Genomic DNA, 21,871 nt, shown 5'->3' on the forward strand with positions numbered 1-21,871 from the left:
GTCTGGCTCTCAACGTCGCCCAAGCCCACCCGGACACGACAGTCTCCCTGCGCGGCAAGCTCAAGCGCGCCGGATGGAACGATGCATTCCTCTTCGAACTCCTCGGCCACATGCGATAGCCCTGCCCCCTTGCGGGGGAGGGTTGGGGAGAGGGGTGGCCACAACGGTGGTGTGTATGAAGAAGCGGCGCGCGTAACCGCGTCAGTTCGCCTTCGGTGGCGCCGATGCCGGCTGCGCTGCGGCTTGCGGGGCGCGGCCGACGATCACGGTGAGCAGGCCGTTGCCCCACAGCTTCTTGGAGACCCGCTTGACGTCGTCGAGCGTCACCGCATCGACGATGGCGCTGCGCTTCTCGATGTAGTCGATCGGCAGCTTGTCGAGCTGGTATTGCAGCATCGCTTGCGCGAGCTTGGAGGAGGTGTCGAGCGCCAGCATCTGCGAGCCCTTCAGATACGACTTCGCCTCGTCGAGCTCCTGCTGCGTCGGGCCTTCCTCGGCGATGCGGCGGATCTCCGCCTCGATCGCATCGACGGTCTCGCCGGCGCGGTCGGCGCGGGTACCGGTGTTGCCGATGAACAGCGCGGAGTGATCCATCCAGAGCAGCGCCTCATAGATCGAATAGGCCAGCCCGCGCTTCTCGCGCACTTCCTTGTAGAGCCGCGACGACAGCCCGCCGCCGCCGAGAATGTGGTTCACCACATAGGCGGCCATGAAGTCCGGATCATGCCGGTTGATACCGGGGCCGCCGAAGGTGACGACGGTCTGCGGCACGTCGAGCGGGACGAAGGCGCGCTGCGGCGGCTTGGTCGCGACGACGTCGGGAATCGCCGTCAATTCGGCCTTGGCCGGCAGGCCGCCAAAGGTGTTGTCCAGGAGCTTGCCGAGCGTATCGGGATCGACATCGCCGACCACGGCGATCCGCAGCGTGTCCTTGGCGATGATGCGGCGGACATAGTCCTTCAGATCGGCGATCTCGATCGTCGGCACGCTCTCGAGCGTGCCGGTCGCCGTCCTGCCATAGGGATGGTCGCCGAAGGCGAGCTCGAGGAACTTGCGGCCGGACAGCGAGGACGGATTGGTCGATTCGCGCCGCAGGTTCGAGATCACCTGGGCGCGGATGCGTTCGACGTCCTTCGGCTCGAACCGCGCCGAGGTCAGCGCCATCCGCAACAGGTCGTAGGCTTCGTCCTCGTTGTCCTTGAGCATGCGCAGCGAGCCGCGGAACTGATCGCGGCTGGACTGGAAGCTGAGCTCGATGGCGCGGCGCTCGAGCCGCTCATGATAGGTTTTCGAATCGAGATCGCCGGAGCCCTCGTCGAGCAGGTCGGCGACCAGATTGCCGACGCCGGGCTTGCCGGGCGGATCCTGGCTGGCGCCGCCGCCGAAGGCATATTCCATCGCGATCAGCGGCACGGTGGCGTCCTGCACGAACCACGCCTCGATGCCGCCGGGCGACACCAGCCGCTGGATCTTGGCCGCGGCCTGCGAGGGCGCCGATGTCAGCGTCAGCATCGCGGCACAGGCGCCGCCGATCAGCGCCGCGCGGCGGGTGATGGAATAGCTCACGAGCGCTTCTCCTCGCGTTTCGGCGCAGTATCCTTGATCAGATAGCCGGTCACCGACCGCTTCTTGTCGAGCCAGGTGGCGGCTGCTGCGCGCACCTGCTCGGCGGTGACGGTGCGAATGCGATCCGGCCAGCTCCTGATGTCGTCGATGCTGAGCCCGGTGGTCAGCGCGCCGCCATACCAGCGCGCCAGCGTCGCCTGGTTGTCCTGGGCGTAGATCGCCTCCGCGATCAGCTGGGTCTTGACCCGTTCGAGATCCTCGGCGCGTGCGGGGTTCTGCGCGAGATCGGCGATCACCTTGTCGATCGCGTCCTCGATCTGCGCGAACTCGACGCCGGCCTTGGGCGTCACCGAGATCGAGAATTGCGACGGATCGAGCGCGGTGCCCTGATAGCCGGCGCCGGCCGAGATCGCGAGGCCCTTGTCGATCACCAGCGAGCGATAGAGGTAGGAGTTGGCGCCGCCGCCCATCAATTGCGCGAGCACATCGAGCGCCTGGCTCTCGCCTGCCGCCGCCGTGGTCGCGGACGGCACCAGATAGTAGCGGCGCAGGTTCGGCTGTTCGACGCGGGGATCCGACAGCGTCACGGTGCGCGGCGCGGCCGGGGTCGGCTCCTGCGGCCGGACCCGCTTCTCGGGGATCGCGCGTTGCGCCGGGATCGGGCCGAAATTTTTCTCGACCAGCGGGCGGATGTCCTTGACGTCGACGTCGCCGGCGATGACCAGGATCGCGTTGTTCGGCGCATAGAAGCGGCGGTAGAAGGCGAGCGCATCCTCGCGGTCGAGCTTCTCGATCTCCTGATGCCAGCCGATCACCGGCCGGCCATAGGGATGGTTGAGATAGAGCGCGGCCATGATCTGCTCGGTGAGCCGGGCATCCGGGTTGTTGGCAACCCGCATGTTGAACTCCTCGAGCACGACGTCGCGCTCGGGCAGCACATTCTCATCCTTCAGGATCAGGCCGGTCATGCGATCGGCCTCGAACTCCATCATGGTGGGCAGCTGCTCGCGCGGCACGCGCTGGAAATAGCCGGTGTAGTCGTTGGAGGTGAAGGCGTTCTCGTTGCCGCCGACGCGCAGCACGGTCTGCGAGAACTCGCCGGCCGGGTGCTTGGCGGTGCCCTTGAACATCAGATGCTCGAGGAAATGCGCGAGGCCCGATTTGCCCGGCGTCTCATCGGCGGAGCCGACCTTGTACCAGATCATCTGCGTGACGACCGGCGTGCGGTGATCGGGGATCACCACGACCTGCAGGCCGTTGTCGAGCGTGAAGCTCGCAGGGCGTTCCGAGGTGACGGTGGTCTGGGCGCGGAGGCTGCTGCCCGACAGCGGGATGGTTGAAACAAAGGCGGCAGCGAACAGGGCAATCGATCGGCGTGAGGGCATCATGGTCCTTATGGAAGCCTGAACGGATGGCCGGGCATGAAAGACGCCATCGTACACGGTGCAGTCCGTGCCAGTCGTCACGAAGCGGAGAGACGGACGTCCCTCCGCATTAAGCTTTGCTCATGTCAGCCTTCGCCCAAACAGGCCAAGCGTCACTGGATCGGTTTTCCGGTCATGACGTCGTACTGGCCCTCGTTCACCTTCGGCTTCATCGGGCCTGTGCCATAGTCAAAGCCAGAGGACGGCGTCTGGTAGCCCGGAGGGGGCTCGGTCAGGGATTCGCGCGTCGGCTCGCCCGGGAATGGCTTGGACTCGCTGCTGTTCCCCTTGAAGATGCCGAGCAGACCACCGCTGTAGCCGAGCTGGCTCGGCATCAGCGACGGATTGGTGTTGGTGCCCGGCTCGAGCGGCTCCCTGCGGCCCTGGGTGGCCGTCTGCTGCTTGCGGCCCGCCTCGATCTCGGCCGGCGTCAACGCCACCGCTGACTGCCACGGCTCCTTCTTGACTTCCTTCTTGCGCGCCGCGATCGCAGCCTTGCGCGCCGCGATATCGGGGTCCTTCGGCCAGTTCGGCGCGTTGACCTGGGCGGCTGTGGCAGGCGGCGGCAGGTCGAGCTTCGGCGGCACCACTAGCGGCGAGCGCTCGCGATAGTCGATGCCCTTGCTGGCGGCGCTCTTGGCGCCGAGCCCGGTCATGAGATTGTCGATGATCCGCTCTTCGAAGGTCAGGCCGTCATCGCCGTCATCGTCATCGTCACCGGCACGCACGGGGCCTGCCGTCATCACCAGGCCGATCCCGGCCGCAACGAACGCCAGACGCAGGCCGCGTAGCAGTGGCAGCCGGGACGTCTCGATCAGGTAACCGCGGACTTTGGTGTTGCGCATCGCGCTATTCCCATCTCAAAATTCGCCAAAGCGATCACTGGCTTAGCGCTCAGTTCCGCTGGGTGCAGGTCGGCCGCCGACCGGCTCGTATCGGCCGGGATCAGGGCGCTTTTACGGCGGGGGTCCCCATGACGGAATCATACAATAGGGCCGCCACGCCAGCAACGATCGCCACATCGGCGACGTTGAAGATGTACCAATTGAAGGTTTTTCCCCCGATCTCGATATGAAACAGGGCAAAATCGACCACGGCACCATAGGCGAAGCGGTCGATCCCGTTCCCGATGGCGCCGCCGATGATCAGGCCGAGCGATATTGTCGCAAGCCATGTGCGCGACCGCGCCATCCAGATCGCCAGCGCGATCACGGCAGCGGCCTTGATCACCATCAGCAGGATCTGGGCCGCCGGGGTCTCGCTCTGGAACCAGCCGAAGCTGATGCCGGGATTCCAGGCCAGCACCAGGTCGAAAAACGGCGTCACCGTCACCGGGGCGTGGCGCGCGATGTCGAGGACATGGAGCAGCCAGAGCTTGGAGGCCTGGTCGGCGATCAACGTCGCGATCGCCGTGATCACGCCCGTGCGGACAGCAGGCGTCATCGGCTTGCCACCAAAGGCGTTGTCCCGGCCGAGTGCGCCGTTGCGGACGGAGCCGGGACCCATACGCCGTGCCGGGTGTTGTTTGAATGACAGGGAGTCATCAACCTCAGTCCATTCTAGACAGCGGTGGTTATGGGTCCCTGCTCCCGTGCGCAATTGCGCACTAGGCAGGGACGACGGCTAAAGCATGATCCGGAAAAGTGCGAAGCGGTTTTCCGAAAAGATCATGCTCAGACAAAGAGCTAATGCGCGATGACAATTCAACCTAATCTCATCGCGCTTTAGGCCGAGACCCCCAGCGCCTTCCATTCGCGCAGCGCTTGCGCGTCGCGCGGCGAGACGTCGGGATACTCGGGATCCTCGCCGATCGTCGGCAGGATCTTCCACGAGCGCGCGCATTTGGTGCCGACCGCCTTTTCGACCACCACGGCGACGCCGGGCACGGCATCGAGGCGGAAGGAGTCCGCCGGCGCCTCGCCCTCGCGCACCTCGTAATTCGAGGTGATGCAGACCTCGGCGAGATCGATGTCGAACAACGTGGCCAGCATCTGTCGGTCGGCGATGTAGATCACCGGCGAGGCCTCGAGCGACGAGCCGATCCGCTTGGCGGCGCGCTCGAGCTCGAGCGCACCGGTGACGACGCGGCGGACGTTGCGGATCGTCTCCCACTTCGCGGCGAGCGCCTCGTCACGGAACTGCTCGAGACCCTCGGGGAACAGCGTGAGATGCACCGAGGGCTCGGCGTTCGGCCGGTACATCCGCCAGGCTTCGTCAGTGGTGAAGCTCAGGATCGGCGCCAGCCATTTCAGGATCGCGTCGCAGAGCAGGTCGATCGTGGTCAGCGCCGCCTTGCGCGCCACCGAGGACGGCGGATCGCAATACAGCGTGTCCTTGCGGATGTCGAAGTAGAACGCCGACAGCTCGGAGTTCATGAAGGCCGCGAGAGTTGCGACCACGGTCTTGTAGTCGAACGCCGCATAGGCCTTGCGGATGGTCTCGGTATGGCCGGCCAGTTCGTGCAGCATCAGCCGCTCGAGCTCGGGCATCTCGGCGAAGGCGACCTTCTCGCTCGGCTTGAAGTGATGCAGCGTGCCGAGCATCCAGCGGATCGAGTTGCGCAGCTTGCGATAGGTCTCGATGGTGTTCTTCAGGATCTCCGGGCCGATGCGCTGGTCGTCGGCATAGTCGGTGGCGCAGACCCACAGGCGCAGGATATCCGCGCCGGAATCCTTGATCACCTTCTGCGGCTCGACCGTGTTGCCGAGCGACTTCGACATCTTGCGGCCGTTCTCATCGAGCGTGAAGCCGTGGGTGAGCACGATGTCGTACGGCGCCCGCCCGCGCGTGCCGGCGCTCTCCAGCAGCGATGAGTGGAACCAGCCGCGATGCTGGTCAGAGCCTTCGAGGTACATCACGGTGTCGTTGCCGCCATCGATCTTGCGGACGATGTTGCCGAGCTGCGGGAAGTTCTGGCGGTCTTCCAGCACGAAGGCGTGCGTCGAGCCAGAATCGAACCAGACGTCGCAGATGTCGTCGACCTTCTTCCAGTTCTCCGACGCGCGGCTTCCGAGGAAGCGCTCGCGGGCGCCGTCCATGTACCAGGCGTCGGCGCCTTCCTCCATGAACGCCTCGGTGATGCGCTGGTTGACGACCTCGTCCTGCAGGATCTCGGCCGAGCCGTCGCTATTCTCGCGCACGAACACGGCGATCGGCACGCCCCAGGCGCGCTGACGCGAGATCACCCAGTCCGGGCGATTGGCGATCATGCCGTTGATGCGGTTCTCACCGGCCGGCGGCACCCATTGCGTGACCGAGATCGCCTGCAGCGCGCGGGCGCGCAGCGTGTCGCCCTTCTTCGCATGGCCGTTCTCCGCGATGTCCTTGTCCATCGCGATGAACCATTGCGGCGTGTTGCGGAAGATCACCGGCTTCTTGGAGCGCCAGGAGTGCGGATACTGGTGCTTGAGGCGGCCGCGCGCGAGCAGCTTGCCGGCCTCGATCAGCGCCTTGATCACGGCCTCGTTGGCGTCGCCCTTCTCGCCCTTGTCGTTGAGCACGCGTTTGCCGGTGAAGCCCGGCGCCTGCGCGGTGTAGGCACCGTTCTCGTCGACCGTGTAGGGGATCGCGGTCGGGATGCCGCGCGCATCGAGCTCGCGGGTGTTGGCCGTCCAAACGTCGAAGTCCTCGCGGCCGTGGCTCGGTGCGGTGTGCACGAAGCCGGTGCCGGTGTCGTCGGTGACGTGCTCGCCTGATAGCAGCGGCACGGTGAATTCGTAGCCGCCACCGAAGCCGCGCAGCGGATGGGCGCATTCCACGGCGTCCAGCGTGTCGCCGGGAATATCGCGGACCTTCTCATAGGACGTGACGCGCGCCTGCTTGAACACTTCCGCGGCGAGCGCATCGGCCAGGATCAGGAGATCGCCGGTCTTCGCCCAATTGTCCGCGGGCGCATCGGTCACCTTGTAAAGGCCGTAGGCGATCTTCGGCGAGAACGAGATCGCGCGGTTGCCGGGCAGCGTCCACGGCGTGGTGGTCCAGATCACCACCGAGGCATTGGCCAGCGCGCCATGCGCCGGCGAGGTGACCGGGAATTTCACCCACACCATGTCGGAGGTGTAGTCCTCGTATTCGACCTCGGCTTCGGCGAGCGCGGTCTTCTCGACCACGCTCCACATCACCGGCTTCGAGCCGCGATACAGCGTGCCGTTGGCGGCAAACTTCATCAGCTCGCGGGCGATCTGCGCCTCGGCTGGATAGCTCATCGTCTCGTAGGGATGGTCCCAGTCGCCGATGATGCCGAGCCGCTTGAACTCCTCGCGCTGCACGTTGATCCAGTGCGTCGCATAGGCGCGGCATTCCCTGCGGAACGCGACCATCGCGGCCGAGTCGCGGAAGTCGGGCTTCTGCTTGCCCTTGGAGCGGTAGTTCTCCTCCTCGATCTTCCATTCGATCGGCAGGCCGTGGCAGTCCCAGCCCGGCACGTAGTTGGAGTCGAAGCCGAGCATCTGCTGGCTCTTGGTCACGACGTCCTTGAGGATCTTGTTCAGCGCGTGCCCGATATGGATGTTGCCGTTGGCGTAGGGCGGCCCGTCATGCAGCACGAATTTGGCGCGGCCCTCGGCTTCCCGGCGGAGCCTGTCGTAGAGGCCGATGTCGTTCCAGTATTTCAGGATTTCCGGCTCGCGCTGGGGCAGGCCGGCGCGCATCGGGAATTCCGTCTGCGGCAGGTAAAGGGTCTTGGAATAGTCGTTAGCGTCGGTCTTTTGGGCGTTGGTCTTTTGCGGCTTGTCGGACATGAAAGCTCTGATTTGGCAGGTGCGGGCGCGGAAACGCGATCAATCGCGGGTGAAACGACGAAGTCCCGGTCTTGCGCCGAGCCTTCAGGCTCAGGCGGAAGCCGGGCCGCTAATCCGTATGATGCGCCGCGAAAACATGGGGTTTCCATAGCAGCCAGACGGGGAAATCGCAAAGCCCCGGTTGGCCGGGAGACCGTTCCGGGGGACCTGCAGAGCCTATCCCGTCATCCTGAGGAGCGCGTAGCGCGTCTCGAAGGATGAATCGGCCCGGCTGGTGGCCGTCGGCCCTTCGAGACGCGCTACGCGCTCCTCAGGGTGACGGATCAAGAGCCGTATGCCTCTAGGCCGGCCGCGGCCGGGCCGGGTTTCCTGCCACGATCGCGCCGGGGGCGACGTCCCGCGTCACCACGCTGCCGGCCCCGACCAGGGCGCCGTCGCCGATCGTGACGCCGGGCAGGATGATGGCACCGCCGCCAATCCAGACGTCGCTGCCGATCCGGATCGGGCGGCCGAATTCAAGCCCGGCGCGCCGGGTCGCGGCATCGCGCGGGTGGTCGGCGGTATAGACCTGCACCGCGGGTCCGATCTGGGTGCGATCGCCAATCACGACCTCGACGACGTCGAGGATGACGCAATTGAAGTTGAGGAACACGCCGTCGCCAAGGCTGATATTGCTGCCGTAGTCGCAGAAGAACGGCGGCCGGATCACGGTGTCCTTGCCGACCTTGCGGAAGCGCGCGGAGAGCAGGGCGTGCAGCTCGGCTGCGGACGATGCGCCTGATGCGTTGTAGCGCGCCATCCACTGTTCCGCCGCGGTATGGTCGGCGGCGAGCTCGGCATCCGGGCGATAGAGCTCGCCCGCCAGCATTTTCTCTTTCTCCGTCTTCAACCAATCACTCCGAGCTGCGGGAACGCGTCCGGTGCTGCGGCCAATGCCGCGCGCGCCTTGGCGCTGTCGTCATCCATCTGGCGTATCAACGCCTCGATGGTGTCGAATTTCAGCTCTTCGCGAATGAAACTGATGAAGGCGACATCGAGCACCGTGTCGTAGAGATCGCCCTTGAAGTCGAACAGGAACACTTCGAGCAGCGGCGCGCCGTTGTCGAAGGTCGGCCGGCGTCCGAAGCTTGCGACACCGTCGAACCGCACCTTGTCATTTCCCTGGGCCTTGCCGACCCGCACTGCATAGATGCCGTGCTTCAAGCCGCAATGCTTGTCGAGGCGGATGTTGGCGGTGGGGTAACCGAGGTCGCGGCCGCGCTTCTCGCCATGGATCACCTTGCCGGTCACGAACCACGGTCCGCCCAGCATCGTGGTGGCATCGTCGACCTGGCCTTCGGCGAGCGCCATGCGGATGGCGCTGGAGGAGACCGGGCGCTCCTCGATGTCGACATGGGCCTGCACATCGACCTCGATGCCGAGCCGCGGCGCCTCGCTGACCAAGAGGCTCGGCGAGCCGACCCGGCCCTTGCCGAAATGGAAGTCGTAGCCGACCGCAATCCCGCTGATGCCGAGCCGGCCGATCAGGTCATGGTGAATGAAGTCCTGTGCCGTGGTCCCGGCGCGCGCCTTGTCGAAGGTCATGACGACGGCGCCGGCGAGCCCGGTGGCCGCGAGCAGCCGCAGCTTGTTGGTCTCGTCCGTGAGACGGAATTGCGGGGTGTTCGGGCTGAAGAAACTGCGCGGATGCGGTTCGAAGGTCACGGCGAGCGCGGGCACGCCGTGCGACTTGCCCATCGCCAGCGCCGCGCCGATCACGGCGCGGTGACCGAGGTGGACGCCGTCGAAATTTCCCATCGCGACCACGGCGCCCTTCGGAATGGCGCTTTCGGGCGTGTTGTCGCGGATAACGGTAAAGCCGGTGCTCATCTCAGGGATTCTTCAAGGATTCTTAAGCATGATTGTTGGGGCCGGACCGTGACGCGGCGGCGGCGTGGAAGTCAAGCATAGCGAAAATCGCGTCAAATCCGTAACAATCCGGATTCAGCCGGTTAACGCGCTGTTTAACGCCTGCTGTTAGTCGTTGGCGGAAAGCTGCGTTTGTGCAGAAGCCAAGTTGCGTGAGTGGTTTTGGGGGGAAAGATGGCGGTTGATTTGTCCATGCCGGTTCTGGTGGTTGATGATTACAGCACCATGATCCGCATCATCCGGAATCTTCTCAAGCAGCTTGGATTCGAAAATATCGACGATGCCTCCGACGGCTCTGCGGCGCTCAACAAGATGCGCGGCAAGAAGTATGGCCTGGTGATTTCCGACTGGAACATGGAGCCGATGACCGGCTACGACCTGCTCAAGGAAGTCCGCGCCGATCCCAATCTCGCGACCACGCCCTTCATCATGATCACGGCGGAATCCAAGACCGAGAACGTGATCGCGGCCAAGAAGGCCGGCGTGAACAACTACATCGTCAAGCCGTTCAACGCGGCGACGCTGAAGACCAAGATCGAGGCGGTCTTCCCGGACATGGCGACCGCGTAAGACGCTCGCATCAACTGACATTCACGTCATGCCCGGGCTCGTCCCGGGCATTCACGTCTTTGGGGTTGACGGCAAAGCGAGCGGAAGCGCGCGATTTCGGAATATTGGAAGTTTGCCCCTGAGTTGCCCGACGTGTCAAGGCGACTGGGCGAACACCGCGCGCCGTGGGCTACTTTGCATGGGGTTGTTTTCGATATTTTGGCAGCGCGCCTCTGCGGGGTTGCCCGCTACCACTTCAGCTCGCGCATCAGCGCGCGCGGTGGATGGCCGAACAATTCCTTCACCGAGGCCGGATCGAGCTGCTCGATGCCCTCGAACTGCTCGGAATGGATGCCGCGCGTGACGAACAGCAGATCGATGCCGAAGCCGTGGGCGCCGGCGAGGTCGGTGCGCACGGAGTCGCCGATCGCGAGCACGCGGCTGAGTTCGGTCGGACGCCCGCGGCGTTCCGCGGCCAGCGCCATCGCGCGCTCGTAGATCGGCCGGTGCGGCTTGCCGTAGAAGACCGCCTCGCCGCCGAGCTCGCGATACAGTTCGGCAATCGCGCCGGCGCAATAGATCAGCCGGTCGCCGCGCTCGACCACGATGTCCGGATTGGCGCAGACCAGCGTCAGCCTGCGCTCGAGCGCCTTCATCAGCGTGTCGCGATAATCCTCGGCGGATTCGGTCTCGTCGTCGAACAGGCCGGTGCAGATGATGTAGTCGGCCTGCTCCAGCGGCACCAAGGTGGCGTCGAGGCCGCGATGGATCGAGCTGTCGCGCTCCGGGCCGATCCAGAATATTTTCTGACCGGGATGATCAGAAACAAAATGGCGCGTCAGGTCGCCCGAGGAGACGATCGCGTCATAGGTCTCGTCGGCGACGCCGAGCTTGCGCAGCTGGCGCTGCACGGAATCGGCCGGACGCGGCGCGTTGGTGATCAGGATGACGGTGCCGCCCTGCTGGCGGAAGGTGTGCAGCGCCTCGCAGGCCTCGGGAAAGGATTCGAGCCCGTTGTGCACGACGCCCCAGATGTCCGACAGCACGACGTCGACGTCGCCAGTGAGGTCGCGCAGCCGCTCCACGAAACGCAGCGATGTCATGATGCGAACTGCCGGTTAGTTGGGCCCGAGCGCGCGGCGCGCCAATGCGGCGCTGCCGGTCGTGCGCGGTGGCGCTGCGGGGCTGGAGACGGGTGCGGAAGTGCCGGCGCCATTGAGGTCCTGGGGCTTGGTCTGCGGAGCCTCGGCGGTAGCAGATGCCCCTTCCGGCCGCAACGGCCGCGGCGGCGCGAACAGGAAGCCCTGGCCGAACCGGACATCGTAGTCGAGCAGGTCGACCACCGAGCGCTCGCCCTCGATCCGTTCGGCGATCAGGTCGATGCCGAAGCGGCCGAGCAGGTCGGACAGATCGGAGGGATCGATATCGGCGGTCGCGCTTTGCCTGGCGTCGAGCAGCAGCGCGGCCGGCACCTTGATGAAGCGGACGCCGCGATCGGCGAGCTCGCGCGGCTCGAGGCGAAGGTCGCTGACGTGGTCGATCGAGAACCGGTAGCCGCGCTGCGACAGCGCCGCGAGATTCTCGCTTTCAACCGGGCCGAGATTGCGGAAGGTCGCCTGCTTGAACTCGAGCACGAAGGATGGGGCCAGCGCGCGGTTGGCCTCGAGGAAGTCGAGACACTGGGTGAAGTGCTGCGGGCTGGACAGTGTCGCCGCCGAGACGTTGCAGAACACGCCGACATCCTTGCTGCGGATCATCAGGCGGCGCAGCACCTGGACGCAGCGAAGCATCACCATGTGGTCGATCCGACCGATCAGGCCGCCCACCTCGGCCGCCTCGATGAAATCGTCGGCGGCAAGGACCTGGTCGCGCTCGTCGCGCAGCCGCGTCACCGCCTCGTAGTAGCGCACCTTGCGCTGCGGCAGCGTCACCATCGGCTGCAGGTAGATGTCGAGGCGGTTCTCGTCGATGGCATGCCTGACCGCGGCAATGAGCTGGGTCTGGCTGCGTGAGACCGCTGCCGGGGGCGCAGCCGACGGCGGGGGCGCAAACACGACGGTCGGAGCCGGCGGGACCGGTTGCAGCAGATCGTCGCGCGGCGCGGCGACCGGCTGCGCCACGGGAGCGGCCGCCAGCACATCCTCATGATGGGCGACGGACGCCGCAAGCTGCCGCACCAGGCCGCCGAGTTCGTTGATCTCGCCGGCCATGCCCTGGATCCGGTCGGCGCCGGTGGAGTTCGCTGAGGCGACGCGGCCTTCGACTGCAGCCAGCCGGCGGCCGAATTCGGCGACCTGGCGGGCGAGGTCGGCGGTGCCGCGCGACAGATCCGCGATCTGGCCGCCGACATCGCTGCGGTCGCGCAACCGCATCGACACCGCGTTGTAGAGGATCAGGCAGGTGAGGGCGGTGAGCGCCACGATCGCCGATTCCGATCCGCTGATGCCCGCCACCGAATACAGGACGAAGCCGAGCGAGGCTGCGACCAGCACCATGCAGATGGCGATGAAGATCGTCGAAATGCGAATCATGTCGCGCGCCCGCGCCCTCTCTCCGAACGTCCCCGGAGCGCAAGCTTAGCACCATTGTTGATTCGACGGGCCTGCGATCTTCCGAACCGGCTGGAACTGCACACGATTTTCGCTTCGTCTTGGTCGGCCTCGAAGTCGGGCTCCGTAATCGGCCGGAGCCGGCCGCGGCGCGTCGGTCAGAGGTCAGCGGCAGCGATCCAGAACACCTCGCCCTCGGAGTCCTCGGTGTCGAGCCAGAGCAGCGGCAGGTTGGGATAGGCGGCCTCGAGATTGTCGCGGCCGCGGCCGATCTCGCAGAGTAGCCCGCCTTGCGGGGTCAGATGTCGCTTGGCCTCATCGAGCAGGCGGCGGACGATGTCGAGCCCGTCGGCGCCGCCGTCGAATGCGATCTTCGGCTCGGCGCGGCACTCGCGCGGCAGTGCCGCCATGCCTCTAGCATCGACATAGGGCGGGTTCGAAATGATCAGATCGTAGCGCTTGTCGCCGAGCGGCTTGAACAGGTCGCCGCGATAGAGCGCCAGGCGATCGTCGAGACCATGGTCGGCGACGTTGCGCGCGGCGACTTCGAGCGCATCCTTTGAGATATCCACCGCGTCGACCGTAGCGTTGGCAAAATGCCGCGCGGCCAGGATCGCAAGGCAGCCGGAGCCGGTGCAGAGGTCGAGCACGCTTTCGACCTCGGTGGGGTCGCCGATCAGCGAGGTGCCGTCCTCGTCGCCGCCGAAATGCGAATCCAGCAATTCGCCGATGAAGGAGCGCGGCACGATGGTGCGCTCGTCGACATAGAACGGCAGGCCGCGCATATAGACCTTGTTGACGAGATAGGCGGCCGGCTTTCGCATCGCGATCCGCCGCTCGATCAAATCGAGGATCTGCTTGCCTTCGGCGACGGTGACGCGCGCGGTCGCGAAGGTCTCGAACTGGTCGGGATGCAGATGCAGCGTCTCGCAGATCAGGAACGCGGCTTCCGCCACCGGATCGGTGGTGCCGTGCGCGAACACGAGCTTGGCCGCATTGAAGCGGCTGACCGCGTAGCGCAGGAAATCGAACAGGGTGTGAAGCTCGCCGGCACCCACCTTCGGCGCTTTCGGCGCGGCGGGGCTGCGCCTGGGCGGCACTTTGCTGCGCTTCGCCATCAGGATTTGGTCCAGCGCGCGGCGGCCGCGTCGTCATGGCCCTGCGCCTCGATCCAGCTCGTGCCGCGCGCGCTTTCCTCACGCTTCCAGAACGGAGCGTTGGTCTTGAGATAGTCCATCAGGAACTCGGCTGCCTCGAACGCGGCCTGCCGGTGCGCCGAGGCGGTCACGACCAGCACGATGTTCTCGCCCGGCGCGATGCGGCCGAAGCGATGGATGATGGTGAGGCCCTGCAACGGCCAGCGCGCCAGCGCCTCGTCTGCGTGGCGCGCAATCTCGGCTTCCGCCATGCCCGGGTAATGTTCGAGCGTCAGCGCGGCGATCGGCTCGCCCTGCTCGCTGCCGCGGCAGATGCCGCTGAAGCTGACGACCGCGCCGACATCGGTGCGGCCCTTGCTCAAGCCGGCGATCTCCTCTGCGACGTCGAAGTCGGCTTCCTGGATCCGGATGGTCGCTGTCACCGTCATGGGAGATTTAACCGCCGGTCATCGGCGGGAAGAACGCGATCTCGCGGGCGCCGGAGATCACAGCGTCCGGTTTGACATGGGCATGGTCGATCGCGGCGCGGATCACCGTGGGCTTCTCGAAGGCGTGGGCGTAGCCGTCGTCGCGCGCGGCAAGCCAGCCGATCAGCTCGGCGACCGTGTGCACCTCGGCCGGCGGCTCGACGATCTCTTCGGCCTTGCCGATGCGTTCACGCACCCAGGCGAAATACTTCAGCTTCATCCCTCATCCTCCTTGATGAGGTGATGGATGCCGGCACGGAAGTAATCCCAGCCGGTGTAGATCGTGAAGATCGCCGACATCCACAGCAGCACGATGCCGATCAGGGTCGTCGCCGGGAACACCTGCTCGCCGGCTTCGCCGGCGATCAGAAAGCCGATCGCCACCAGCTGGATCGTCGTCTTCCATTTCGCAAGCTTGGTGACGGGAACGCTGACCCGCAGCCCCGCGAGATATTCGCGCAGGCCCGAGACCAGGATCTCGCGGCACAGGATCACGATCGCCGCCCACAGCGTCCAGCCATGGATCGAATTGTCGGCGGCCAGCATCAGCAGGCTGGAGGCGACCAGGAGCTTGTCGGCGATCGGATCGAGCATCCGGCCGAAGGCGGACTGCTGGTCCCACATCCGGGCGTAATAGCCGTCGAGATAGTCGGTGATCCCGGCCGCAATGAACACGGCCAGCGCCACCCAGCGCAGCCACAACGGGCCGTCCAGGATCGATTGCCAGTAGACGCAGCCAATCACCACCGGGATCGCGGCGATCCGGGCGTAGGTGAGGATATTCGGGAGGGACATGGTCTTGGTCTGTCCCCGGGTCGTCGCGATGTTCATCCGTTCTACCAATACCGCTGAAGCCAGAAGGTCAACCGTGCGGGCGCCAAAGCACGGCGAGATTAGGCTGAATCGTCATGGCACCTTAGCCCCTTGTTTATGCATGTTCTTTTCGGAACGTTGCTTGCCACTTTTCCGCATCATGCCCCAGATGCCCTGTCGCAGGCGACGCCCTGATGACTCGCCTTTGGTTTAACCCGGCTGGGCGTGGAAAAACTCGAAAATCTTGCGGGCACTCTCGGCGCTGACGCCGGGAACCTTGCCGAGGTCGGCGATCGAGGCCCGCTCGATCTCCTTGAGCGTTCCGAAGTGGTGCAGCAAGGCACGTTTGCGCGACGGGCCGATGCCCGGGATCTCCTGCAACCCGGCCTCGCGGATGTCCTTCTTGCGCAGCTTGCGGTGCGAGCCGATCACGAAGCGGTGGGCCTCGTCGCGCAGCCGCTGGATGAAATAGAGCACCGGGTCGCGCGGCTCCAGCTTGATGGCCTCGCGGTCCGGCATGAACAGGGTTTCGCGCCCCGCATCGCGCTCCGGCCCCTTGGCCACCGCCATCAGCGAGACCTGGGTCAGCCCGAGATTCTCGAAAATCTCCCGGACCGCGTTGAGCTGGCCACGGCCGCCGTCGATGATGACGAGATCGGGCCATTGCGGGAACGACTCGTCGTCCGCCTTGTCTTTTGCCTTGGCGGCGTCGCCTTCCGGCGGCTTCAGCAGCCGCTTGAAGCGGCGCTCCAGCACCTCGCGCATCATCCCGTAATCGTCGCCGGGCGTCAGCCCTTCGGACTTGATGTTGAACTTGCGGTACTGGTTCTTCATGAACCCGTCGGGTCCCGCCACGATCATCGCGCCGACCGCGTTGGTGCCCTGGATATGGCTGTTGTCGTAGACCTCGATGCGCTTCGGCGTATGCGGCAGGCCGAGCGTCGTGACCATGCCCTCCAGCAGCCGGCTTTGCGTCGCGGTATCGGCGAGCTTGCGGCCGAGCGCCTCGCGCGCGTTGGTGAGCGCGTGGCCGATCAATTCCTTCTTCTCGCCGCGCTTGGGCACGGAAACCTCGACCTTGGATCCGGCCTTCACCGACAGCGCGTCGGCGAGCAACGCGCTTTCCTCGATCTCGTGCGACAGCAGGATCAGCTTCGGCGGCGGCTTGTCGTCGTAGAATTGCGCAAGGAATGAGGACAGCACCTCCTCGGGCGTGAAGCTCTTTTCCGCGCGCGGGAAATAGGCGCGGTTGCCCCAGTTCTGGCCGGTGCGGAAGAAGAACACCTCGACGCAGGAATAGCCGCCTTCCTGGTGGATCGCGAACACATCGGCCTCTTCGACGGTGCGCGGGTTGATGCCCTGCTGCGACTGGATCGCCGACAGTGCCGCGAGGCGGTCGCGGTACAGCGCCGCGGTCTCGAATTCAAGCTCGCCGGAGGCCTTCTCCATCTCGGCTGCGAGCAATTGCTTCACGGCGTGACTGCGGCCGGAGAGGAATTCGGTCGCCTCGCGCACCAGCTCGCCATAGCCGGGGAAATCGATCTCGCGCGTGCAGGGGCCGGCACAGCGCTTGATCTGATAGAGCAGGCAGGGCCGGCTGCGGCTTTCGAAGAAGCCGTCGGTGCAGGAGCGGATCAGGAACGCGCGCTGCAGCGCCGTGATGGTGCGGTTGACCGCGCCGGCGTTGGCGAACGGGCCGAAATAGCGTCCGGGCCGCGACTGCGCGCCGCGATGCTTGAGAATCTGCGGCGCCCAATGGTCGCCGGTGATCAGAATATAGGGAAACGACTTGTCGTCGCGCAGCTGCACATTGAAGCGCGGCCGGAGCTGCTTGATCAGATTGGCTTCGAGCAGCAGCGCCTCGGTCTCGGTCGTGGTCGAGACGATCTCGACATGCGTGGTCGCCGCGATCATGCGCAGGATGCGCGCCGGCAGCGGCGCGTTGGCCCGCGCATAGGACGACAGTCGCTTTTTGACGTTCTTCGCCTTGCCGACATAGAGCACGTCGTTGGCGGCATTGAGCATGCGGTAGACGCCGGGCGAGGTCGGGGCGAGGCGGACCGCGTTCTCGATCGCCTCATGCCCGATCGAGAGCGTCCCCTCGGCGATTGTCTCGGTGGCGTCCTCCGATGCCTCGGGAAGACGCGCGTCATCCTCCTCCTCGGTGGCGGAGGTTTCCGGATCGACGTCGCTCGTGTCGAGCGTCAGGTCGTCCTGAGGCAGATTGGACTTTGCACTGCGCCGCGCCTTGGGATCAGCCTTGGGGGCCGGCGTCGGACGCTCGGGAGAATCGTGAACCATGGGCCGTAAATTAAGCGCTTGGGCGACCGGTCGCCAGCGCTGGCGGCGCAGGAAAACAACCCCGATTGCAGGGCGTTACCGGCCCAGCGCGGCCGGCCGGGCCGGGTCGGTAACACATTGTTAAGACTGATGAGCGGGCCGCTAACCGGGCTTAACAACCCTTTAACTTAAAACTCTCGATAAACCTTAGCGAAAAAAGTGGAATTCCGTAACCACGCCGGCCCTGGGCCTGCGGGCTGCGGCAGTTGCGTGTGGAGAGTACCCATGACCCGGTTTGTTGCGCGTGCGCTGGCACTGATCGTCGCAGGCTGGACGACCTCGGCGGCGTCGGCCGACCTCAACTACGGCTCACCCTATACCGTCTATCAGCCGCTCAATGCCTACAGCTGGGCCGGGCCCTATCTCGGCGGCAACGTCGGCTACGGCTGGGGTTCGGTCGAGAACAACCCGACCAAGCCGTCCGGCTTCGTCGGCGGCGTGCAGGCCGGCTACAATTTCCAGAACGGCTCGCCGTGGGTGTTCGGCATCGAGGCCGATATCCAGGGCACCACCGCCGACGATCGGTTCGCGCCCTGGAAGTTCTCCAACCCATGGTTCGGCACCGTGCGCGGCCGCGCCGGCTATGCGGTCAACAACGTGCTGTTCTACGCGACCGGCGGTCTCGCCTTCGGCGAACTGCGCGGCGAGACGTTTGGCATATCGGAGTCGCATACCAATGCGGGCTTCACCGTCGGCGCCGGCGCCGAAATGGGCTTTGCCCCGAACTGGAGCGCCAAGATCGAATATCTCTACGTCGATCTCGCCAACAGCAACTTCACGATCACCGGCGGCGCGCCGAACGGCTACAGCTTCAGTCTGGTTCGCGCCGGCATCAACTATCACTTCTGAGAACAAGAAAACGTCTGACATCAACTCCCGGCCGCGCCTCGCGCGGCCGGGTTTTTCTTTTGTGCTGATCGCTTGGACATGACGCGTGGAGCGTGCGCGCGGCAGCGTCCGCGAATCCAGTCGGTGAGCCGCACGCAGCTGATATGCGGGCACCGCCAATCGCGTCCGCATCATGCAGAGGATCATGCAGCGGGCGCGAGCCACGCGCCCGGCAATCAACTCACACGCAACGCTTCATTCGCCGTTCATCGCGAGCTACGCACCGCGCGCGCCCGTCATGAAACCACCAGGTTGACCGCCTTCGGGCCCTTGCCCTTCTTGTCGGGTTCAACCTCGAACGTAATGCGCTGTCCTTCAGTCAGGTCCTTCAACCCTGCGCGCTCGACAGCTGTGATGTGAACGAACACATCGCGGCCGCCATCATCAGGCTTGATGAAGCCGTAGCCACGCTCTCCGTTGAAGAACTTGACTGTCCCAGTCATGGCCATCGGGAAACTCCTCCCCCGTATTGCTCCACCGCTACGCGCACGCCGCGTAGCGGTTGACCGACATTCGCTTGTCGGAAGCTTGGCCACCTGAACAGGCCGGCGTCACGCCGCCGGTCCGCCTGGATTTATTTCGGCCTTGTCACTCCGCCGCAACCATTCGCGGAAGCGGAACGTAAAGCCAGTCGTAACAGGATGAGCATAATACGGTTCCGCGCGCGTTGCCTATGCTCAAATAGAACTTTTCAGTGGTGCTACCGATCAAGGTTTAGGCGTTTCGAGTCTGAAGCGTCCGGCGCCGCCTTGACCAAGCGGTCTCTCGAGTTCGGGCAGGATGATCTTCAGTTCGCCCGCCAGCGTCCACGGCGGATTCACCATCAAAAGCCCGGTGGAAACGAGGCCTGCGCCGGTTTCTTGCGGCGCCACACTGAATTCCAAACGCAAGCATTTGCCCGCGGGCCGACTGCTTGCTGTCGCTGCAGCGACGCTGCGCGCGAGCTCGTCGGTAGCTCTCCGGGTTTTTACGGGGTACCACAAAAGATACGTGCCGGTCGGCCACTTCGCGAACGCTTCGGTGAAGGCACTCGCCAGCCGCTCGAACTCGTCCTTCGCTTCGAATGGCGGATCGATCAGCACCAGGCCGCGCCGTTCGTTCGGCGGCACGAATGCGGGCAGTGCCATCCAGCCGTCGAGATCGACGACGCGCGCCTGCGCATCGCGTCGCAATGCATCGATCAATTGCTTGCGCGCCACGGGCTCGATCTCGCAGGCCGTCATGCGGTCTTGCGGACGCAGCAGCGCCCGCGCGATCAACGGCGAGCCGGGATAGGCTTTCAGCTCGCCTCTCGGATTGAATGCTCTGACGATGTCGAGATAGGGCGCGATCAGCGGCAACGCCTTGTCGGACAGCCGCGCCTGCATCAGCCGCGCTATGCCGGTCAGCCATTCGCCGCCGCGCTGCGCTTCGCTCGACGTCAAATCATACAGGCCGGCGCCGGCATGGGTGTCGATGACGCGGAACGGCGCCTGCTTCTCCTGCAGATAGGTGAGCATGCGCACCAGCACGATGTGCTTGATGACGTCGGCAAAGCTGCCGGCATGAAAGGCGTGACGATAGTTCATGCGATGACGCTGCGCTCCAGAGGGTGCGCATGTTGTACTGCGTCATGCCCGGCCTGTCCCGGGCATCTATGCCTTATCTCGTTAGTTTCGTGATGGCGTCCATGGCCGGGACACTCGGCGCGACGACGTGCGTCTGCCCGGCTTGACGCGGACGGGACTTCAGCCGCCGCGAACCGGCGGCATCAGCACCTGATCGCGGCGGCAGGCGCGGCGATCGATTTCCTCGCAGGAACGGAATTGCAGATCCTTGCTGAGGCAGATCCGCACCTCGCTGAGCCGCTTGCTGTCGCAGGTCACCGAGATCGCGGAGTTGCTGAGCCCCGGATTGGTCTTGATGAACGCCGTCTCCAGCTCGTCGGGCGCGATCGTCTTCGGCTCCGTCAATTGCAGGAATTCCTCGGGGATCTTCACCGCGGCGCGGGCCTTGCGGATGGCTTCGAAATAGGCGCGTTCGCCGAGGCCGGAGCAGGTGCCGTGCTTGTCCCACTCGTTGTAGATCAGCCCGGGCGCCGGCATCAGGTCGAGCATCGAGGTCATGATGCTGCGGGCGAGGCGGGGCGAGGGGCGCTGGCAGTATTCCGGAAAGCCCCGCTCATATTGCGGCCACAGCCCGTGCACCACGAACGAGTACGGCCGTCCGCCGCATTGCGCCTGGGTGCCGCGGCCATTGTTGCCGCGCTCGCTCGCCGCCTCGCAGAACGAAGGCGACCACGACAGCGACAGCACATAGAAATCGAACTCGCCGGGCGCATTCTGCCGGCGATCCTGGGCCGAGGCCCCCATCGCACCACACAGAACAAAGGCAATTGAAATCAGAAATCGGGAAATTGTGACCAACCGAGGCATCAAACGCTCCCTCACGCGACCATTCAGAACCTAGCAGGCCGCTAGAACATTTCAAGAACAAAAAGCCGCCGGCTGAGCGGCGGCGGCTTCCGTTTTGACCAAACTGGTCGGAGATCAGGGCCGGGCGGCCTTGCAGGACGGGTTATAGGCCCAGTTGCGGTCAAGCCCGGCGACGCACCATTCGACGCCCTGGCTAAGGCCGGCAAAGCCGCCGTCCTCGATGATCGAATAGTGCACCTTGCGCACCTTGCCGTCGCTCAACATCGCATCACCCGAGCAATAGCGGCGCGGAATGTTATCGGACTGCCAGGGGCGGAACGCGGTCTCATGGATCCGGCTGAAACCGGTGATCACGAGCGGCGAATTCCAGAAAGTGGCTTCCTTTTCGTGGAATTGATCGCTGATGACGTTCAGGGCCCTCTCGCAGGGTGCCACATTGCCGTCATAGCGCGGGCCGGACAGCCAGAAATTCAGTTCGAACGGATTGGCGGCCTGAGCCGTGCCCCCGAACGCCAGAAGGCCGACCACGAGCGCGGCGCCGAGGCCAAGCGTGTGGCTGAGTTTAGTGGGGGAGTTGAACAGGTTGCGCATGGGAATCCACCCGATGATCAGATGCGGCGGACGGTGCCGTGAAGCCCCGGCAAGGTCAAGTGCAGCGCGGCAACACCTGCGGAGAAGTCCACCTCCAGCAGCGGGCTCGTTCTTTCCATGGTCGCCGTCGCACTCTATGTTGGTCGCAAGCGAAATGGAGTCTGCGATGCGAAGGAAATTGGCTGCGTGCCTGGTTGCCGTTTGCGGGATGCTGGCCGTTGGTCCGGCGCGAGCCGACTGGATGCAGCCGGTGCCGCCGTTCAAGGGCAATGATACCGGCGGTATCATCGCCTATACGCTGGCGGCCCAGACCGACGCGCGGCAGCTCGCCGTCGATCACTGCGCTTCCTACGGCAAGGTGGTCAAGTTCCTTGCGGTGCAGCGCTACCCGGGTGGCTATCTCTCGTTCGCCTGCCGCTGGGTGCCCTACGGTTCGGCCCAGAGGCCGGTGCGCACACTCTACTGA

The 21,871-nt window shown here is 65.0% G+C and carries 21 protein-coding genes and 1 pseudogene; 4 read left to right on the top strand and 18 right to left on the bottom strand.

Annotated elements, in window-relative coordinates; genetic code table 11:
- Window positions 1–119, top strand: a pseudogene (locus tag AC066Y_RS36385) (ISAs1 family transposase); the annotation flags it as partial.
- Window positions 120–201: 82 nt separating this feature from the next.
- Here AC066Y_RS36385 and AC066Y_RS36390 read toward each other — a convergent pair.
- From AC066Y_RS36390 to AC066Y_RS36420, 7 genes are all read right to left on the bottom strand, one after another.
- The gene (locus AC066Y_RS36390) at window positions 202–1,512 is read right to left on the bottom strand and encodes a M16 family metallopeptidase (protein WP_478278105.1); all 1,311 of its coding nucleotides are present in this window, start codon (window positions 1,510–1,512) and stop codon (window positions 202–204) included.
- Between the two features lie 50 nt (window positions 1,513–1,562).
- Entirely contained in the window at window positions 1,563–2,954 is a 1,392-nt protein-coding gene (locus AC066Y_RS36395) for a M16 family metallopeptidase (RefSeq protein ID WP_478278070.1), read from the bottom strand.
- Between the two features lie 149 nt (window positions 2,955–3,103).
- Complete coding sequence (locus AC066Y_RS36400; protein WP_478278071.1) at window positions 3,104–3,835, bottom strand: hypothetical protein; 732 nt, start codon at window positions 3,833–3,835, stop codon at window positions 3,104–3,106.
- Between the two features lie 100 nt (window positions 3,836–3,935).
- Window positions 3,936–4,433 carry a signal peptidase II gene (gene lspA / locus AC066Y_RS36405; protein WP_478278072.1) on the bottom strand — a complete coding sequence of 166 codons (498 nt, stop codon included), beginning with the start codon at window positions 4,431–4,433 and terminating at the stop codon, window positions 3,936–3,938.
- Between the two features lie 281 nt (window positions 4,434–4,714).
- Complete coding sequence (ileS, locus tag AC066Y_RS36410) at window positions 4,715–7,729, bottom strand: isoleucine--tRNA ligase (protein ID WP_478278073.1); 3,015 nt, start codon at window positions 7,727–7,729, stop codon at window positions 4,715–4,717.
- Window positions 7,730–8,069: 340 nt separating this feature from the next.
- Window positions 8,070–8,597, bottom strand: coding sequence for a sugar O-acetyltransferase (locus AC066Y_RS36415; RefSeq protein ID WP_478278106.1), 528 nt, complete (start codon window positions 8,595–8,597; stop codon window positions 8,070–8,072).
- Window positions 8,598–8,614: 17 nt separating this feature from the next.
- Window positions 8,615–9,598: a bifunctional riboflavin kinase/FAD synthetase gene (locus AC066Y_RS36420; RefSeq protein WP_478278074.1), complete on the bottom strand. Its 984-nt coding sequence runs from the start codon at window positions 9,596–9,598 to the stop codon at window positions 8,615–8,617.
- 213 nt (window positions 9,599–9,811) lie between these two features.
- Here AC066Y_RS36420 and AC066Y_RS36425 point away from each other — a divergent pair, with 213 nt between their 5' ends.
- Window positions 9,812–10,207, top strand: a complete 396-nt coding sequence (locus AC066Y_RS36425) for a response regulator (RefSeq protein ID WP_016844467.1) — start codon at window positions 9,812–9,814, stop codon at window positions 10,205–10,207.
- A gap of 227 nt (window positions 10,208–10,434) precedes the next feature.
- Here the strand turns inward: AC066Y_RS36425 and AC066Y_RS36430 are convergent, their stop codons facing one another.
- From AC066Y_RS36430 to uvrC, 7 genes are all read right to left on the bottom strand, one after another.
- Window positions 10,435–11,289 (bottom strand): TIGR01459 family HAD-type hydrolase, encoded by an 855-nt coding sequence (locus AC066Y_RS36430; protein ID WP_478278075.1) that lies wholly within the window; start codon window positions 11,287–11,289, stop codon window positions 10,435–10,437.
- A gap of 15 nt (window positions 11,290–11,304) precedes the next feature.
- Window positions 11,305–12,717 carry an EAL domain-containing protein gene (locus tag AC066Y_RS36435; RefSeq protein ID WP_478278076.1) on the bottom strand — a complete coding sequence of 471 codons (1,413 nt, stop codon included), beginning with the start codon at window positions 12,715–12,717 and terminating at the stop codon, window positions 11,305–11,307.
- Window positions 12,718–12,893: 176 nt separating this feature from the next.
- Window positions 12,894–13,853: a 50S ribosomal protein L3 N(5)-glutamine methyltransferase gene (gene prmB / locus AC066Y_RS36440; protein ID WP_478278077.1), complete on the bottom strand. Its 960-nt coding sequence runs from the start codon at window positions 13,851–13,853 to the stop codon at window positions 12,894–12,896.
- The gene (locus AC066Y_RS36445; RefSeq protein WP_478278078.1) at window positions 13,853–14,320 is read right to left on the bottom strand and encodes a molybdenum cofactor biosynthesis protein MoaE; all 468 of its coding nucleotides are present in this window, start codon (window positions 14,318–14,320) and stop codon (window positions 13,853–13,855) included. Before AC066Y_RS36445 ends, prmB begins: the two co-directional genes overlap by 1 nt.
- A 7-nt stretch (window positions 14,321–14,327) precedes the next feature.
- Window positions 14,328–14,579: a molybdopterin converting factor subunit 1 gene (gene moaD / locus AC066Y_RS36450; RefSeq protein ID WP_478278079.1), complete on the bottom strand. Its 252-nt coding sequence runs from the start codon at window positions 14,577–14,579 to the stop codon at window positions 14,328–14,330.
- Window positions 14,576–15,190 carry a CDP-diacylglycerol--glycerol-3-phosphate 3-phosphatidyltransferase gene (gene pgsA, locus AC066Y_RS36455; RefSeq protein WP_016844474.1) on the bottom strand — a complete coding sequence of 205 codons (615 nt, stop codon included), beginning with the start codon at window positions 15,188–15,190 and terminating at the stop codon, window positions 14,576–14,578. The genes moaD and pgsA overlap by 4 nt, the downstream gene beginning before the upstream one ends.
- A 192-nt stretch (window positions 15,191–15,382) precedes the next feature.
- Window positions 15,383–17,473, bottom strand: coding sequence for an excinuclease ABC subunit UvrC (gene uvrC / locus AC066Y_RS36460; protein ID WP_478278080.1), 2,091 nt, complete (start codon window positions 17,471–17,473; stop codon window positions 15,383–15,385).
- 264 nt (window positions 17,474–17,737) lie between these two features.
- Between uvrC and AC066Y_RS36465 the strand changes: the two genes are divergently transcribed.
- Window positions 17,738–18,361: an outer membrane protein gene (locus AC066Y_RS36465; protein WP_212313441.1), complete on the top strand. Its 624-nt coding sequence runs from the start codon at window positions 17,738–17,740 to the stop codon at window positions 18,359–18,361.
- A gap of 275 nt (window positions 18,362–18,636) precedes the next feature.
- Here AC066Y_RS36465 and AC066Y_RS36470 read toward each other — a convergent pair whose 3' ends face one another.
- From AC066Y_RS36470 to AC066Y_RS36485, 4 genes are all read right to left on the bottom strand, one after another.
- The gene (locus AC066Y_RS36470; RefSeq protein WP_016844477.1) at window positions 18,637–18,849 is read right to left on the bottom strand and encodes a cold-shock protein; all 213 of its coding nucleotides are present in this window, start codon (window positions 18,847–18,849) and stop codon (window positions 18,637–18,639) included.
- 258 nt (window positions 18,850–19,107) lie between these two features.
- Window positions 19,108–19,968: a 23S rRNA (adenine(2030)-N(6))-methyltransferase RlmJ gene (locus tag AC066Y_RS36475; RefSeq protein WP_478278081.1), complete on the bottom strand. Its 861-nt coding sequence runs from the start codon at window positions 19,966–19,968 to the stop codon at window positions 19,108–19,110.
- 159 nt (window positions 19,969–20,127) lie between these two features.
- Window positions 20,128–20,814 carry a ribonuclease T2 family protein gene (locus AC066Y_RS36480; protein ID WP_478278082.1) on the bottom strand — a complete coding sequence of 229 codons (687 nt, stop codon included), beginning with the start codon at window positions 20,812–20,814 and terminating at the stop codon, window positions 20,128–20,130.
- 114 nt (window positions 20,815–20,928) lie between these two features.
- The gene (locus AC066Y_RS36485) at window positions 20,929–21,405 is read right to left on the bottom strand and encodes a hypothetical protein (protein ID WP_478278083.1); all 477 of its coding nucleotides are present in this window, start codon (window positions 21,403–21,405) and stop codon (window positions 20,929–20,931) included.
- 166 nt (window positions 21,406–21,571) lie between these two features.
- Between AC066Y_RS36485 and AC066Y_RS36490 the strand changes: the two genes are divergently transcribed.
- On the top strand, window positions 21,572–21,871 hold the full coding sequence (locus AC066Y_RS36490; RefSeq protein WP_456720810.1) for a hypothetical protein: 300 nt from the start codon (window positions 21,572–21,574) through the stop codon (window positions 21,869–21,871).

The organism is Bradyrhizobium sp. USDA3010, assembly GCF_056429065.1.

Bases quoted from the DNA above. Each gene is read 5' to 3' on its own strand.
- AC066Y_RS36430 (WP_478278075.1), bottom strand. From the start codon at position 11,289: ATGACATCGCTGCGTTTCGTGGAGCGGCTGCGCGACCTCACTGGCGAC.
- AC066Y_RS36445 (WP_478278078.1), bottom strand. From the start codon at position 14,320: ATGACGGTGACAGCGACCATCCGGATCCAGGAAGCCGACTTCGACGTC.
- prmB (WP_478278077.1), bottom strand. From the start codon at position 13,853: ATGGCGAAGCGCAGCAAAGTGCCGCCCAGGCGCAGCCCCGCCGCGCCG.
- AC066Y_RS36425 (WP_016844467.1), top strand. From the start codon at position 9,812: ATGGCGGTTGATTTGTCCATGCCGGTTCTGGTGGTTGATGATTACAGC.
- AC066Y_RS36465 (WP_212313441.1), top strand. From the start codon at position 17,738: ATGACCCGGTTTGTTGCGCGTGCGCTGGCACTGATCGTCGCAGGCTGG.
- AC066Y_RS36470 (WP_016844477.1), bottom strand. From the start codon at position 18,849: ATGGCCATGACTGGGACAGTCAAGTTCTTCAACGGAGAGCGTGGCTAC.
- AC066Y_RS36420 (WP_478278074.1), bottom strand. From the start codon at position 9,598: ATGAGCACCGGCTTTACCGTTATCCGCGACAACACGCCCGAAAGCGCC.
- AC066Y_RS36395 (WP_478278070.1), bottom strand. From the start codon at position 2,954: ATGATGCCCTCACGCCGATCGATTGCCCTGTTCGCTGCCGCCTTTGTT.
- AC066Y_RS36475 (WP_478278081.1), bottom strand. From the start codon at position 19,968: ATGAACTATCGTCACGCCTTTCATGCCGGCAGCTTTGCCGACGTCATC.
- ileS (WP_478278073.1), bottom strand. From the start codon at position 7,729: ATGTCCGACAAGCCGCAAAAGACCAACGCCCAAAAGACCGACGCTAAC.
- moaD (WP_478278079.1), bottom strand. From the start codon at position 14,579: ATGAAGCTGAAGTATTTCGCCTGGGTGCGTGAACGCATCGGCAAGGCC.
- AC066Y_RS36480 (WP_478278082.1), bottom strand. From the start codon at position 20,814: ATGCCTCGGTTGGTCACAATTTCCCGATTTCTGATTTCAATTGCCTTT.
- AC066Y_RS36415 (WP_478278106.1), bottom strand. From the start codon at position 8,597: ATGCTGGCGGGCGAGCTCTATCGCCCGGATGCCGAGCTCGCCGCCGAC.
- AC066Y_RS36485 (WP_478278083.1), bottom strand. From the start codon at position 21,405: ATGCGCAACCTGTTCAACTCCCCCACTAAACTCAGCCACACGCTTGGC.
- lspA (WP_478278072.1), bottom strand. From the start codon at position 4,433: ATGACGCCTGCTGTCCGCACGGGCGTGATCACGGCGATCGCGACGTTG.
- uvrC (WP_478278080.1), bottom strand. From the start codon at position 17,473: ATGGTTCACGATTCTCCCGAGCGTCCGACGCCGGCCCCCAAGGCTGAT.
- AC066Y_RS36490 (WP_456720810.1), top strand. From the start codon at position 21,572: ATGCGAAGGAAATTGGCTGCGTGCCTGGTTGCCGTTTGCGGGATGCTG.
- pgsA (WP_016844474.1), bottom strand. From the start codon at position 15,190: ATGAACATCGCGACGACCCGGGGACAGACCAAGACCATGTCCCTCCCG.
- AC066Y_RS36390 (WP_478278105.1), bottom strand. From the start codon at position 1,512: ATGCTGACGCTGACATCGGCGCCCTCGCAGGCCGCGGCCAAGATCCAG.
- AC066Y_RS36435 (WP_478278076.1), bottom strand. From the start codon at position 12,717: ATGATTCGCATTTCGACGATCTTCATCGCCATCTGCATGGTGCTGGTC.
- AC066Y_RS36400 (WP_478278071.1), bottom strand. From the start codon at position 3,835: ATGCGCAACACCAAAGTCCGCGGTTACCTGATCGAGACGTCCCGGCTG.